This window comes from Haemophilus parainfluenzae (assembly GCF_003253005.1).
Lineage (GTDB): Bacteria > Pseudomonadota > Gammaproteobacteria > Enterobacterales > Pasteurellaceae > Haemophilus_D > Haemophilus_D parainfluenzae_M.
The window spans coordinates 227,941-243,039 of the sequence record NZ_QEPZ01000002.1; the positions used below are offsets into that span (position 1 = coordinate 227,941).

At 39.5% G+C, this 15,099-nt stretch carries 13 protein-coding genes; 6 read left to right on the top strand and 7 right to left on the bottom strand.

Features of this window, described 5'->3' with window-relative positions:
• Positions 1-43 precede the first annotated feature (43 nt).
• Together DPV97_RS03610 and DPV97_RS03615 are read left to right on the top strand one after the other, a co-directional pair.
• Positions 44-760 (top strand): YwiC-like family protein, encoded by a 717-nt coding sequence (locus DPV97_RS03610; RefSeq protein WP_070714661.1) that lies wholly within the window; start codon positions 44-46, stop codon positions 758-760.
• A gap of 1 nt (position 761) precedes the next feature.
• The gene (locus tag DPV97_RS03615; RefSeq protein ID WP_070714658.1) at positions 762-1,436 is read left to right on the top strand and encodes a tetratricopeptide repeat protein; all 675 of its coding nucleotides are present in this window, start codon (positions 762-764) and stop codon (positions 1,434-1,436) included.
• Between the two features lie 32 nt (positions 1,437-1,468).
• Here the strand turns inward: DPV97_RS03615 and mnmC are convergent, their stop codons facing one another.
• The gene (mnmC, locus tag DPV97_RS03620) at positions 1,469-3,478 is read right to left on the bottom strand and encodes a bifunctional tRNA (5-methylaminomethyl-2-thiouridine)(34)-methyltransferase MnmC2/FAD-dependent 5-carboxymethylaminomethyl-2-thiouridine(34) oxidoreductase MnmC1 (protein WP_070714657.1); all 2,010 of its coding nucleotides are present in this window, start codon (positions 3,476-3,478) and stop codon (positions 1,469-1,471) included.
• A gap of 182 nt (positions 3,479-3,660) precedes the next feature.
• Between mnmC and fabB the strand changes: the two genes are divergently transcribed.
• From fabB to ilvN, 3 genes are all read left to right on the top strand, one after another.
• Positions 3,661-4,881 (top strand): beta-ketoacyl-ACP synthase I, encoded by a 1,221-nt coding sequence (fabB, locus tag DPV97_RS03625; RefSeq protein ID WP_070714655.1) that lies wholly within the window; start codon positions 3,661-3,663, stop codon positions 4,879-4,881.
• A gap of 370 nt (positions 4,882-5,251) precedes the next feature.
• Positions 5,252-6,976, top strand: coding sequence for an acetolactate synthase 3 large subunit (locus DPV97_RS03630; RefSeq protein ID WP_070714654.1), 1,725 nt, complete (start codon positions 5,252-5,254; stop codon positions 6,974-6,976).
• Positions 6,976-7,467: an acetolactate synthase small subunit gene (gene ilvN, locus DPV97_RS03635; RefSeq protein ID WP_005695880.1), complete on the top strand. Its 492-nt coding sequence runs from the start codon at positions 6,976-6,978 to the stop codon at positions 7,465-7,467. The genes DPV97_RS03630 and ilvN overlap by 1 nt, the downstream gene beginning before the upstream one ends.
• A gap of 98 nt (positions 7,468-7,565) precedes the next feature.
• Here the strand turns inward: ilvN and yedE are convergent, their stop codons facing one another.
• From yedE to DPV97_RS03660, 5 genes are all read right to left on the bottom strand, one after another.
• The gene (gene yedE, locus DPV97_RS03640) at positions 7,566-8,627 is read right to left on the bottom strand and encodes a YedE family putative selenium transporter (RefSeq protein WP_070714651.1); all 1,062 of its coding nucleotides are present in this window, start codon (positions 8,625-8,627) and stop codon (positions 7,566-7,568) included.
• A gap of 147 nt (positions 8,628-8,774) precedes the next feature.
• Entirely contained in the window at positions 8,775-9,440 is a 666-nt protein-coding gene (locus tag DPV97_RS03645) for a DUF484 family protein (RefSeq protein WP_070714650.1), read from the bottom strand.
• A gap of 64 nt (positions 9,441-9,504) precedes the next feature.
• A complete protein-coding gene (gene purA / locus DPV97_RS03650) occupies positions 9,505-10,803 on the bottom strand; it encodes an adenylosuccinate synthase (protein WP_070714648.1) in 1,299 nt (432 codons plus the stop codon).
• 128 nt (positions 10,804-10,931) lie between these two features.
• Complete coding sequence (lysC, locus tag DPV97_RS03655; RefSeq protein ID WP_070714647.1) at positions 10,932-12,284, bottom strand: lysine-sensitive aspartokinase 3; 1,353 nt, start codon at positions 12,282-12,284, stop codon at positions 10,932-10,934.
• 167 nt (positions 12,285-12,451) lie between these two features.
• Complete coding sequence (locus DPV97_RS03660) at positions 12,452-13,135, bottom strand: SanA/YdcF family protein (RefSeq protein WP_410002438.1); 684 nt, start codon at positions 13,133-13,135, stop codon at positions 12,452-12,454.
• 172 nt (positions 13,136-13,307) lie between these two features.
• Between DPV97_RS03660 and metX the strand changes: the two genes are divergently transcribed.
• Positions 13,308-14,393 (top strand): homoserine O-acetyltransferase MetX, encoded by a 1,086-nt coding sequence (metX, locus tag DPV97_RS03665; RefSeq protein WP_070714642.1) that lies wholly within the window; start codon positions 13,308-13,310, stop codon positions 14,391-14,393.
• A 45-nt stretch (positions 14,394-14,438) separates the two neighbouring features.
• Here metX and DPV97_RS03670 read toward each other — a convergent pair whose 3' ends face one another.
• Positions 14,439-14,993 (bottom strand): nitroreductase family protein, encoded by a 555-nt coding sequence (locus DPV97_RS03670; RefSeq protein WP_049384943.1) that lies wholly within the window; start codon positions 14,991-14,993, stop codon positions 14,439-14,441.
• Between the last annotated feature and the right edge of the window lie 106 nt (positions 14,994-15,099).

Consider the following 15,099-nt stretch of genomic DNA (forward strand, 5'->3'; position numbering starts at 1 on the left):
GTGAGATAAAATAATTGAGAATTTTTATCAACTAAAGGAAACTATGAAACTCCTGATTTCGAATCAATATGGCGCCATTGTGATGGCATTATTGCCTTTTGTTTACGGTATGTTATTAGCTTCACCTGTTTGGGCGCATTTCTTTTTGCTTTTAGCTTGGTTCACGATGTATTTGCTGAGTTACCCAATGCTGAGTCTCTTTAAAGGCAAAAATATGGCGGAATATAAAAAGTGGACAATCATCTATGGTGTCGCAGCTTTTTTATTTGCGCTTCCTGCCATTTTTTATAACTGGCAAATTCTTTTCTTTATTGCCGCCATGTTTCCTTTTGTGTTGGTGAGTATCTATTACACCAAGAAAAAAGATGAACGCAATCTTCTCAATGATTTAGCAGGTATTGCAATTTTTGCCCTTGCAGGTATGGGATCCTATTATTTTTCCGACCGCACTTTTGACGAAAAAATCTGGTGGGTAGCACTGTATCCAAGCTTATTCTTTATTGGCACAACGCTTTACGTCAAATCAATGATGCGTGAACGCAAAAATCCGCTTTATCTCAAAGCCTCTATTATTTTTCATATACTTTGTGTGCTCGGTTGCTTGTTTACCCAACAATATGTCTTATCACTTGCTTTTGTACCAGCGTTAATTCGTGCCATTTATTTGCCCACCAAGAAACTTTCGGTTAAGCAAGTCGGTCTAATAGAATTCGGAACATCCGCCATTTTTTTGATTATTTTATTGATAGCGACATTATAAGATGAAGACATTAGCCAAACTTTTACTCCTCACCACGCTCACCTTAAGCAGTTCAGCATTTGCGATGAAAACTATTGATTTGGTGGATAAAGCGCAAATGACGGAGCAGCAAAAAATGGATCTGGCGCAAAAACTGGCTGAGAAACAAGATTGGAAAGCCGTTTTTGAAATTATGTATCCTTTAGCTTTGGAAGGTAATTTACAAGCGCAAAGCAATTTAGGGATGCTTTATAATTTAGGTCGCGGAGTAGATGAAAATAAAGAGTTGGCTTATTGGTGGTTTAGCGAAGCCGCTGAGCGAGGCAGTATTAAAGCCATCAATAATTTGGCTGTCATGTATTTCAACGGCAACAACTATGTGAAACAAGATACCGCTCAAGCGATTAAATTATTTGAAACCAGTGCGACAAAAGATCCTGATGCCATGCTTACATTAGGGGAAATCTATACCAATCAGAAAGAATTTACCAAAGCCTTTGAATGGTTTCAAAAGGCAGCAAATGCGGGTAGTAATGAAGGAAAATTCCGTTTAGCTCGTTTGTATGAAGAAGGGATTGGAACACAAGTCAATATTGGTTTAGCCAAGTTGCTCTATTTAGAAATTATGAATACAGCAAAAAAAGAAGAAACTAAAGAAATCGCCAGACAGCGATTACAACGTTTAAGCTTGTATTAAAAAAGTGCGGTTGAATTTTAACCGCACTTTTTTTATTTCACGTCCGCCCCTTTCAACCAGCGTCTGACCCAACTGCGGTTTGGCATTAAGTTGTGAATCAGATCTTCACTCATCGGTAAGGGTTCGCCATAAATTAAAGAAGCAAGTGTTTCTCCTAAAAACGGCGCAGAGGTTAATCCTCGTGAGCCTAATGCACCGATTAAATAGAGATTAGGGTAGTTTTCAGCTTGTTCTATTGGCTGTTTACGGCGGCGTAAATTAAACAAATTTTGATATTGCACTTGCTGTGCTGGAAAATGAGGAACAGCGCCCATCATTGGCGTAAGATCACGTACCGAACAACGTACACCGATTCGAGCAAGATTACCCGATGTATCTACTTCTTTTGTCCACTCTTCAGGTATATTTTGCTGAATTTTTTGTTGATTTTCTTGTTGTTCTGTTAGGCTAAATTCACGAGTCGCATTATCACGAACATGACTGGCACCAATACAATGACTGGTTTTCGCTTGATCTACAGGAGTCAAATAGCCGTCATAGCACAACACGGTTTTGAGTTTAAGTAAGTTTTCCGATGTCGGAGTTTGGCTCACTTGTCCGCGAACTGGGTAGAGTGGCAGTTTTTGCGTTTGTTCAAACTCAGTGAGTTTATGCCCGTTTGCTAAAACAACCACTTCATGGCAGAAAGTTTTATTTTCAGCTGTAGTGATTTGCCAACTATTTTCTGTTTGAGAAAGAGCGGTTACTTTTTGTGATGTTTTAATCTGGACACCTTGTTTTTCTAAAAAGGCAAAAGCATGCTGAACTAACTGACGTGGTGCAAGCCAAGCGCCTTGAGGAATAAAACCGCCACCAAAAGGTAGCGGTAAACCTACTTTTTCGCTTAATTCAGTTTGGTTTAGTGACTGATATAAATCAGAAGGCAAATTCAGCTCAGCGATTTTATTTAATTTACTTTCAGCTTTCTCATTGTAAGCACAAAGTGCGACACCACAGAACTCATGTTCAAATTCGATTTGTTGTTGAATTGCCCATTGTAGAAATTGATGGCCATAGGCAAAAGCATGAATATAAAAACAAATATTGCGTTCGTTATCATCGCTCAGTTGCGGATAAAAAGCGCCTTGTTTATTGCCGGATGCATTCAGGGCAGTTTGTTCATCTTCGCAATAAATCGTAATTTTCGCGCCGCGTTTAAGCAAGGAGATAGCCGTGCAAAGAGAGGCAATTCCATCACCAATAATGGCAATATCTTGCTTGTTTAGATTGGCTGGCTGACTATGAAACCAGGGAGCAGAAAGTGCGGTCAGTTTTTCCTGCGTTTTTTGACCAGAAAGACATTCCCGTTTTTTACCAAAGCCTTTGCGTTTCTTAATATTAAAGCCTGCATTTTCTAAGCCTTTTCTAACTGCACTTGCCGCGGTAAAGGTAGCCAAAGTGCCTTGAGGCTTGGTAAAACGAAACATTTGCTGATAAAGCTGTTCATTCCACATGTCGGGGTTTTTACTCGGTGCAAAACCATCTAAAAACCACGCATCAATTTTACCATTCATATAATCGCCCAGTTGCGGCAGATTTTCAGCGACATCGCCAAACCAAAGATCTAACGTGGTTTCATCAAAATGAAAACGATAGCAACCTTGAATAGGATTAAGCCAATGCTGTTGTAAATGCTGAGCAAGACGAGAAAATTGCGGATAGGCTAAATGGCCTTGTTGTAATGCATCAAGTGGCAAAGGGTATTTTTCAAAAGAGATAAAATAAAGGCGTTTTAGAGGTGAATCTGGATATTTCTGACGAAATTCACGGAATAGCGAGGTCACCGCAAAGAAATTTAATCCTGTGCCAAATCCTGTTTCAGCAATAACAAAATGGGCCTCTTGGTAATGAACCCAACGTTCCCACAACTGATTACCTTCTAAAAACACATAATGGGTTTCTGCTAAACCATCTGGATTGGAAAAATACACGTCATCAAACTTATCTGAAACGGGGGTATTCTCTTCGTTAAAATGAATTTTTGCGTGCTGAATGGTGAACATGTGTTAGCCCTTTTTTGCCTTATCAAATTCTTTTATAATAACATGGAAATTTTGAGTCGGTTAAAACTTAACTGGTCGAACAAATGAATTATTGCTTGCAATATTTTCATTTCATAGTAAATTGCGTTCAGCTAACAACTGTAAGTTGAATTAAATTTCCCCTAACTCATAAGGAATAAAGAATGAAAAGAGCTGTAATTACTGGTTTTGGTATTATTTCAAGTATCGGTAACAACAAAGAAGAAGTTTTGGCTTCATTAAAAGCAGGTAAATCTGGTATTGAAGTCGTACCTGAGTTTGTTGAAATGAAAATGCGTAGCCATGTTGCGGGTACAATCAAACTTGATCCAAGCGAGCATATCGATCGTAAAGTATATCGTTTTATGGGTGATGCGGCAGCTTATGCATACCTTTCTATGCGTGAGGCGATTGAAGATTCAGGTTTAACAGAAGATCAAGTTTCAAATGACCGTACAGGTCTTGTAATCGGTGCAGGTACTGGTTCTGCGCACAACCAATTAGTGGCTTGTGATGCAGTACGTGGTCCACGTGGTGTGAAAGCGATTGGTCCTTATGCGGTAACTAAAACCATGGCATCAAGTGTGTCAGCTTGTTTAGCAACCCCTTACAAAATCCGTGGCGTGAACTACTCAATGAGTTCTGCTTGTGCAACGTCTGCACACTGTATCGGTCACGCAGTTGAATTAATTCAATTAGGTAAACAAGATGTGGTTTTCGCTGGTGGTGCGGAAGAATTATCTTGGGAATGTGCGACTGAATTCGATGCAATGGGTGCGGTTTCAACTAAATACAATGATACTCCAGAAAAAGCGTCTCGTGCTTACGATGCAAACCGTGATGGTTTTGTTATCGCAGGTGGTGGTGCTGTTGTAGTGGTTGAAGAATTAGAACACGCATTAGCACGTGGCGCAAAAATCTACGCAGAAATTGTAGGTTATGGTGCAACCTCTGATGGTTACGACATGGTAGCGCCAAGCGGTGAAGGTGCTGAGCGTTGTATGAAACAAGCGATGGCAACTGTGGATACTCCAATTGATTACATCAACGTACACGGTACATCAACACCAGTTGGTGACGTAAAAGAATTAGGTGCAATCAAAAATGTATTTGGTGACAAAATTCCAGCGATCTCTTCAACCAAATCAATGACCGGTCACTCTTTAGGTGCAGCAGGTGCACACGAAGCAATCTATACCTTATTAATGTTACATAATGACTTTATTGCACCAAGCATTAATATCGAAACATTAGACGAAGCGGCAGAAGGCTGCAATATCGTGACTGAAACAAAAGAAAATGCAGGCTTACAAACTGTCATGTCAAACAGCTTTGGTTTCGGTGGTACAAACGCAACTTTAGTGTTCAAACGCTATAACGGCTAATTAAAACGTCTTAAAATCTAACCGCACTTTTGGGCTTCCAAGTGCGGTTTTTTCTTGTCATTGATTCTTTTCCTTCCACTCATAAGAGAACACAACATTTAAAATGTGATCTAGTTCAAATTTCTTAACAAAAGAATAAAATTTTTTTATTTTTTATAAAACTCTATATAAAAATACAATTCTTTTTATTTTTTGACTCTAATCTTTATTTAAAACTTTATTTTTATATTTTTCCAGACTTTAATTCTTTTAAATTTGTTTTTTTAGACTTTTGCAATGCTGGACAAGCCGTTTTCTTTCGGTATGATGTTTCCATTGTTTTGACACGAATCGTAACAAATAAAAGTGCGGTCAGTTTTAGGAGTAAAATATGAAGAAATTATCCGGTGCGGAAATGGTGGTTCAGTCTTTGCGTGATGAAGGCGTTGAGTATTTATTTGGTTATCCAGGCGGTGCCGTATTGGATATTTATGATGCAATCCATACCCTTGGTGGGATTGAGCATATTTTAGTCCGTCATGAGCAAGCAGCGGTGCATATGGCTGATGGTTACGCACGTGCAACAGGTAAAGTGGGTTGTGTGTTAGTAACATCAGGACCAGGTGCAACTAATGCGATTACGGGTATTTTGACCGCTTATACTGATTCGGTACCAATGGTGATCATTTCAGGTCAGGTAATGAGTAGCTTAATCGGTCGTGATGCGTTCCAAGAATGTGATATGGTGGGAATTTCTCGCCCAGTGGTTAAACATAGCTTTATCGTTAAAAAAACAGAAGACATTCCAGGCATCTTGAAAAAAGCCTTTTATATTGCTTCAACAGGCCGTCCTGGTCCTGTTGTTGTAGATATTCCAAAAGATACCGTAAACCCGACTTTAAAATATCCTTACGAATATCCAAAATCTGTTGAGCTTCGTTCTTATAATCCAACCGTAAATGGTCATAAAGGTCAAATTAAGAAAGCATTAAAAGCATTATTAGTGGCTAAAAAACCGGTTTTATTCGTGGGTGGTGGTGCAATTGCGGCAGGCTGTCATAAAGAATTAACACAATTCGCACAACGTTTAAATTTACCGGTCACCTCATCGTTAATGGGTTTAGGCGTGTACCCAAGTACGGACAAACAATTTTTAGGCATGCTTGGGATGCACGGGACTTATGAAGCCAATACAGCGATGCATGAAAGTGATTTAATTCTTGGTGTTGGAGTGCGTTTTGATGACCGTACCACTAACAACTTAGATAAATATTGTCCGAATGCAAAAGTGATTCAGATTGATATTGACCCAACCTCTATTTCTAAAAACGTACCTGCGGCCATTCCAATTGTAGGTAACGCGAAAAATGTATTGGATGAATTCTTAAGCTTATTAGGTGAAGAAATCGGTTCACGTCCACAAAATCATTTAGAAGATTGGTGGAAACAAATCGATGAATGGAAAGCAAAAAAATGCTTGGATTTCGACCGCACTTCAGGCGTCATCAAACCACAGCAAGTGATGGAAGCGGTATATCGTATTACAAAAGGCCAAGCTTATGTGGCATCGGATGTAGGGCAACACCAAATGTTTGCTGCATTACATTATCCGTTTGATTTACCGCGTCGTTGGATCAATTCAGGTGGTGCGGGTACGATGGGCTTCGGTTTACCTGCTGCATTAGGGGTGAAACTTGCACATCCTGACGCAACTGTAGTTTGTGTAACGGGTGATGGCAGTATTCAAATGAATATCCAAGAGCTTTCAACGGCAACACAATATGGTATTCCAGTTGTAGTGATTTGTTTGAACAACCACTTCTTAGGCATGGTGAAACAATGGCAGGATTTGATTTACTCAGGCCGCCATTCTCAAACTTATATGAATTCTTTACCAGATTTCGTGAAGTTAGCCGAATCTTATGGCCATGTGGGGATTCAAATTTCGACACCAGATGAATTAGAAAGCAAATTACAAGAAGCCTTCAGCATTAAAAATAAATTGGTCTTTGTTGATATTAACGTTGATGAAACCGAACACGTTTACCCAATGCAAGTTCGCGGCGGGGCGATGAATGAGATGATTTTAAGCAAACCACAAGAGGAGAACGAATAATGCGTAGAATTTTATCTGTTTTATTAGAAAATGAATCCGGTGCATTATCTCGAGTGGTCGGCTTATTTTCCCAACGTGCATTTAACATTGAAAGCTTAACCGTAGCACCTACGGACGACCCAACCCTTTCTCGTATGACGATTGAAGCAGTGGGTGATGAGCAAGTGCTCGAACAAATCGAAAAGCAGCTTCACAAATTAGTGGATGTGTTTAAAGTTATTAACTTGAGTGAACATGAGCACGTTGAGCGTGAAGTGTTGCTAGTGAAAGTACGTGCAACGGGTTCATCACGTGATGAGTTAAAACGTTTAGCCGATATCTTCCGTGGTCAGATTGTCGATGTAACAACAAAATCTTATACCATTCAGTTAACGGGTACAAAAGACAAATTAGATGCTTTTGTTGAGGCTGTGAAAGAAGAAAGCACATTACTTGAAATTGTTCGTTCAGGCTTAATCAGTCTTTCTCGTGGTGAGAAGAATATTCTTTAGTGATTAAAGAAAGTTCGGTTAAAAATGACCGCACTTTTTAAAACTAAAAAAGAAAGGAAGTTATAATGGACTTCCTTTTTGTTTATTCTGAATGGATATTAGGCTTCAGATTTATTAGTTAATGCGATATATAAGCAAACCGCAAAGCCGGCAACTAAAAGATGAGGCGTAAAGGCTGCAACACCTGAAGGGGCAGCAGCTAAGCCAAAGTTATGTGCTGCAGCTGCACCTAGTAGCATACCGAGTACAAATAATGCTGAGTCATTGTTCCCTTCACCAATATTGACTAATTGCTTACCAGGGCAACCGCCGCCTAATGCAAAGCAAAGACCACAAGGCGCCATAGAAAGGAAATTGTAGAGATAGTCATTATGCGCGATAGGTTGTTTTTCAAAGCCTAAATGGAATTGACCTAATAAGGCATTAGTTATTGCCGCAAAGACAATCAATGCAATCACACCGTTTAATAAGTGTGCATCACGGAAGAGGACAAAGTTTCGGAATGCTCCAATTGTGCAAAAACGTGATTTTTGCATCAGCACACCGAGAAGTAATCCGCCAGCAAGTGACATCCAAATAGCCGCATGTTGTGCTCCTGGCCCTTTTTCAGAGGTGTAAATCGCTAGATTTTCACCAAATTTAAATTGGGTTAAGGCTAAAACAAGCAAAATTACGGCAAAAATAGGACCAATTAAACCCGAAGATTGGCTTTGTTCCTTAGATTTACCTAATGAGAATCCTCGATTAGCGAAGAAAATGCCACCCAATACGCCAGCAAATAATCCTACGATACCGGCAATTGCAGTGAGATCACCGCCACCTAATCGTAAATAAGCACGCCATGGACAACCTAAGAAAATGAGTGCACCAAGCATCGCAAAGAAGCCTAAGCTAATACGAGCGAGTGGGGCAGAGCCACCACGAGGTTTAAATTCCTTAGATAAGAATGCACTGGCGAGTGTACCTAAAACTAATCCTATGAGTTCTGGGCGAAGGTATTGTAATGGGGCTGCGTGATGTAATCCAAGCGATCCGGCTGTATCGCGTAAGAAACAAGCCGCACAAAATCCCATATTACCAGGATTGCCATTGTAAGTGAGAAGTGGCGCAACGATACCAAGTGCAGCACCTGTAACCACAGGCCAAGTTAAAATTTTCATAATTAGACCCTTGTGATATCTGAAGTTAAATTGAATTGTGTGTTTTTAATAATAAAAACAAAGGTATTGTAGAAAGAGTTGAAAAATAAAGAAAGTTTATTTTTTTTGAAATTGTGAGCAGGATCAATAATTTGATATTAATAACGTTTAAAGCCATCTTCCCAAATGCAATTCCACAATATCGACTAAATGTCGAAGAAATGTGGTGTCTTGGTCATTGTGAAAACGGTCTGTGTCTCGAGATTTGAAGAGTAAAAGTGCGGTTGGTTTTTGCGGTGCTCCACCCAAACGGCAAATCGCCACAGAGCCGATAGGGAGTTCTTCAGGAAGGAACATGAGGGCTTTTTCTTTATTGGAGAGATCACCTAAATAGAATTGGCGTAATCCCATGCGCTCTAAGCGAATGAGTTCAAAGGCTTTTCGGTCTAACCAATATTGTTCAGGAATAGTCGTATTTTTTTGCCAGCTATCTGTGAAAAGTAAGATTTTGGCACCTTCTAGCTCATAGCCTTTTGCCCAGTCATCTAACTTTTCATTGATGGTGATAAAGTCTTCTGTTTGAAATAGTTTTTTCTGCAAAGGCAAAAGAGCAAAGAAGATATCGGCTTCTTGATGAGCAAGCTGATGAAATTTTTCGAGGAGTTGAGTAAGCGTTTTGATTTGTTCTCGTTGCTGCGCAAGCTGTGCTTCGACTAACGAAATCGTCCCTTCTTCATGCCTGTGAGGTATAGTAAGCTGTTGGAGTAATTCAGGGCGATGGGTAAAAAAATCAGGGTGATTTTTTAGATAGTCAACAATATCTTGCTCAGTCATCAAAAACTCCTTAAAAAATAACCGCACTTGGTTGTGCCAAAGTGCGGTTTATTTTTATGCTGTTTTAGGCCGCAAATGGATCGCGTAAAATCATTGTTTGAATACGATCTGGACCCGTTGAAAGGATAGCCACTGGCACGCCAGTTACTTCTTCGATACGTTTGATGTAATTACGGCAAGTTTGTGGTAATTTATTTATATCAGTCACACCAAAGGTATTTTCTTTCCAGCCAGGTAAAGTCTCGTAAATTGGCTCTACGCCTTCCCAATCTTTCGCTGCTAATGGTGCATATTCAACGATTTCGCCATTTGGCATTTTGTAAGCCGTACAGATTTTCACTTCATCAAAGCCATCTAATACGTCTAATTTAGTCATACAGAAACCAGAAATCGAGTTAAGTTGAATTGCACGGCGAATGGCTACTGCATCAAACCAACCACAACGACGAGGACGACCAGTTACAGCACCAAATTCGTTACCTTTACGTGCAATTTCAGCACCAGTTTCATCGAATAATTCTGTGGTGAATGGCCCGCCACCAACACGTGTACAGTATGCTTTGATGATACCTAACACATAATCAAGGTTACGAGGACCGAAACCAGAACCTGTTGCTACGCCGCCTGCCGTGGTGTTAGAACTGGTTACATACGGATAGGTGCCGTGGTCGATATCAAGCATCGTACCTTGTGCACCTTCGAATAGGATGTTGTCGCCATTTTTGCGAGCAGTATCTAAGATGGTTGTGATATCTGCCACCATGCTAGTAATAATATCAGCTACCGCGAATACATCGTCTAATGTTTTTTGATAATCAACAGGTTCTACTTTGTAGTAGTTCACCAATTGGAAATTATAGTATTCAAGGATATTTTTTAATTTTTCAGCAAAGGCTTCGCGATTGAATAAATCACCCACGCGTAAACCACGACGAGCCACTTTATCTTCATAAGCTGGGCCGATACCACGACCGGTTGTACCAATAGCTTTTTTGCCTAACGCGGCTTCACGAGCGTGATCCATTGCAACGTGATAAGGTAGGATTAATGGACAAGCTTCTGAAATTAATAAACGTTCACGTACTTTTACGCCACGGCTTTCTAATTCGCCCATTTCTTGCATTAATGCAGCAGGAGAAAGTACCACACCGTTACCGATTAAACAGGTCACGTTATCACGTAAAATACCTGATGGAATTAAACGTAATACAGTTTTTTCACCATTAATAATTAACGTGTGACCTGCGTTGTGGCCACCTTGGTAACGCACCACATATTTAACACGATCTGTTAATAAATCAACGATCTTGCCTTTTCCTTCATCGCCCCACTGAGCACCAAGAACAACAACACTTTTTCCCATAATTTCCGCCTTAAGTTTGCGTAAGTTTATAAATCAGACAAACGATTACTTTACTCTTTTTTGGCTGTAATCTCAAATCTTAAACGTAAAAAGTGCGGTTATTTTTAACCGCACTTTCTGTAAATTTTTTATTCAAATAAAGATTTGTGTAATGAACGAACAACATCATCTGCTTTGTCACTTTGCGCGAGCATACAAATATTATTGGTGCTTGCTCCATAGCTAATCATGCGGATGTTATAGCCTTCAAGGGTGTCAAAAATACGTTTTGCTACGCCAGAAGCGAGATGTAAGTCATTGCCAATTAATGCGACAAGCGATAAGCCTGTATCGACTTTCACGGTGCAGTATTGACTTAATTCTTCTAATAATTCCGGAGAAAGTAATTCGACACCTGATGATGCAGAACCAGTTTTATCTAAGGTTAATGCAATGCTTACTTCAGAGGTTGTGATCGTATCCACTGAAATTTTATATTTCGCTAAGATAGTGAATACATTCGCCAGGAAGCCCTGTGCATGTAGCATACTGAGACTTGAAAGCGTTAGTAGGGTTTGATCGCGACGTAATGCAATTGCACGGAATGTTGGGCGAGGTTGCGGATCACGAGTAACCCAAGTACCGCCAGCTTCAGGTGCTTTACTTGAACCTACATAAACCGGGATATTACTGCGCACAGCAGGAAGCAATGTCGCAGGGTGTAATACTTTCGCTCCAAAGGTTGCCATTTCAGCTGCTTCAGCAAAGCTCATGGTATCAATACGTTGTGCATTTGGTACGATACGTGGATCGGTCGTATAAATTCCCGCTACATCAGTCCAAATTAAGACATCTTTTGCGTTTAATACTTCTGCTAAAAGTGCAGCAGAGTAGTCACTACCACCACGACCTAAAGTGGTCGTTTTACCGCCTGGTTCACGACCGATAAAACCTTGGGTGATGACTAATTCACCTCGGTCGATTAATGGTTTTAATAAATTATCGCAATTTGCTTGAGTTTGAGCATCGTCTGGTGCCGCTTTACCAAAGTTATCATTGGTTGCGACTAAAGTACGCACATCGACCCAAGTTGCGGTGGTTTGTAATTCTCTTAATACCTCAATGAAAATTTGCGTTGACATCATTTCACCATGACTAATGAGTTCATCAGTTAAAGCAAGTGATGTTGCAAGGCTAGCCGCTTCAGAAAGTGCGGTAATATTTTCTAAGTATTTTTCAATGACAGGACGCACACGGCTGTCGTCTTTTAATTCATTTAAAATATTTTCTTGAATTTGGCGGACTTCACCAATTAATTTTGCGCGTTCTTCAGCTTCTACGCCATTGGCTAAGGCTACTAATAAGTTTGTGACACCAGCGGATGCAGAAAGTACCACAACGCGAGTATTAGGATCTGCAATGATGATTTTGGCACAGGCCTGCATGGCCGAATAGTTTGCAACAGATGTACCGCCAAATTTTGCTACCGATAAATGAGACATAAGATAATCCTCTAAAATGAAAAAAGTAAGATGTTGTGTTTTATGATGGCTATTAGAAATAGCGATTTAAGTAAAAATTGTCAAATAAATATAATAAAAAATGGTATAAAAATCTTTTAATTTAGATCTTTTTTGATTAAACAGGGTAAAAATTAAAGAATCATTAACTATTCAGCCGGCATAGGCAAGGGTTCTGGGGCGCCAAGAAAATAAGGTTTTACACCAATAATTAAGTCTAATACGGCTTTTACGCGAGCAAACATTTCGCGGACACGCGTTCCAAAATAAACTTCAGGCTGTTTCGCAGTGAAACAAATAGCATCAATATCGTAATGTTTCGCAATAAGCAGAGCACGTTCACAATGGAATTTTTGACTGATGATCGTAAAGGATGGAACTTGGAAAACTTTATTGGCTCGCACAACAGAATCTAAGGTGCGGAATCCTGCAAAATCTTTAAACATGACACTTTCAGACACGCCCATTTTGCGGAGATCCAGAAACATGGTACGTGGCTCGTTATATTGAATCGTTCGGTTATCGCCACTTAGCAATAAATAATCAACTTTATTTTGATCGATTAAGCTTTTTGATGCTTCTAAACGGTAGTCGTAATATTTGTTGGTTTTACCTTTGGCTATATATTTTGATGTGCCCAATACTAATGCATAGTGACGATGTGGGAGCGTTTTAATGTCTTCATAAACGCGATCCTGTACATAGAAACTCACAGCGCGATCAATGGTGAAGCAACCAATCAACACAAATAACCCTAACCCCAAGGCGTAGCCAAGGAGTTTTTTCAGAGGAGGGCGTGAGGGCCATGAAAGTAAGGTCTTTTTTGACAGCATTTTAGATAGTTGCATATAGCTAACATACTGAAAAATCAAAATAATTTCAAGTGTAATTTGGTTATTAAATTAATAAGGGAATATTTAGACGTCTAAACGTCTAAAATTTCTTGACAAAAAATATGAGCTGTTGATAATTGGTAAATCATCAACGTAAAAGGTTATCATTTTAATGGCTGTGCAAAATGTCGTGCTTTTTCAAGACAATCTCCTCCAATTAACATTGGGTGGACAGCTTTCTCCTATTAATGTCGCGTATCAAACTTACGGGACTTTAAATGCAGATAAAAGTAATGCTGTATTAATTTGTCATGCCTTAACAGGAGATGCCGAACCTTATTTTGATGAACCGAATAAAGATGGTTGGTGGCAAAATTTTATGGGGGAGGGCCTCGCATTTGATACATCTAAATACTTTTTTATTTGTTCAAATGTATTAGGCGGGTGCAAAGGAACAACAGGACCAAGCTCAATGAATCCCACTACTGGAAAGCCTTATGGTAGCCAGTTCCCGAATATTATTGTTCAAGATATTATCAAAGTACAAAAAGCTTTACTTGACTATCTTGGCATAGCGCATTTAAAAGCAATAGTGGGGGGCTCTTTTGGCGGTATGCAAGCCACACAATGGGCAATTGATTATCCAGATTTTATGGATAACATTGTGAATCTTTGTTCTTCTATCTTCTTTAGTGCGGAAGCCATAGGTTTTAACCATGTCATGCGTCAAGCGGTGATTAATGATCCGAATTTCAATAATGGTGACTATTATGATGGCACGCCACCTAATCAAGGCCTTTCCATTGCGCGAATGTTAGGAATGTTAACGTATCGTACCGATGTGCAGTTGGCTAAGGCATTTGGTCGTGCAACTAAATCTGAAGGGCAATTTTGGGGCGACCACTTTCAAGTAGAATCCTATTTGAGTTATCAAGGCAAAAAATTCTTAGATCGTTTTGATGCCAACACTTATTTGCATTTATTACGTGCACTGGATTTATATGACCCAAGTGTTGGTTATGCGGATGTAAAAGAAGCTTTATCTCGAATTAAAGCACGTTATACGTTAGTATCCGTCACGACAGATCAACTATTTAAATCCATTGATTTACATAAAAGTAAACAGCTTTTAGAACAAGCGGGAGTCGATTTAAAATTTTACGAGTTTCCGTCGGATTATGGTCATGATGCCTTTTTAGTTGATTATACGGCGTTTGAACATAAAATCCGAAGTGGGATAGAAGGCGAGTCTGAATAATAACAATAGAAAAGGCGGAAATTTCCGCCTTTTTTGATTTTTTCTTTATAGATGGCTCACGAAACGTGATAAATCTTTTGGTTTACAGTCTCTTTCTAATTTTTCAGCAGCTGTACCAATTTGTAATAAGGCAACAATCTTATCATTTTTACCACAGCCAAATGCTTCACGTAATTCACGTCCCTCAACGAGAGGACCAGTTGCCCAAAAACTTTCAAAACCAAGTGCATTACCCGCAAGTTGAATTGCATAAGTAGCCGCACCCGCAGTAAGCATTTGTTCCCAACCCGGTACTTTTTTCACTTCATGATTAATTTTAGCAATCACCGCAATGACCATCGGCGCACGGCGTGCAAAATTTTCTGCTTTTTTTAATCGTTCTTCACCTAAATCAAATTCAGTCACCGCTGCTTTGAGCAAGCTTTCCAATTTACTTAAACCTGTGCCTTGGATTACCACGAAATGATAAGGTTCAAGTTTACCATGATCAGGGGCATGTAAAGCTGCTTGAAACATTTGTTCTAATTGCACTTGGCTAGGTGCAGGAGCGGTTAATTTTTTATTCGATTTACGTTGTGTTAAAAGGGTTAATGCATCCATAGTATTTTCCTTCTTCTAGTTAAGTGCGGTTGATTATAACATAGTTTTTCATAGGACTTTATGATAGGCTACGCACAATTTTTATTTCTGTTTTAAAGGTTTAATT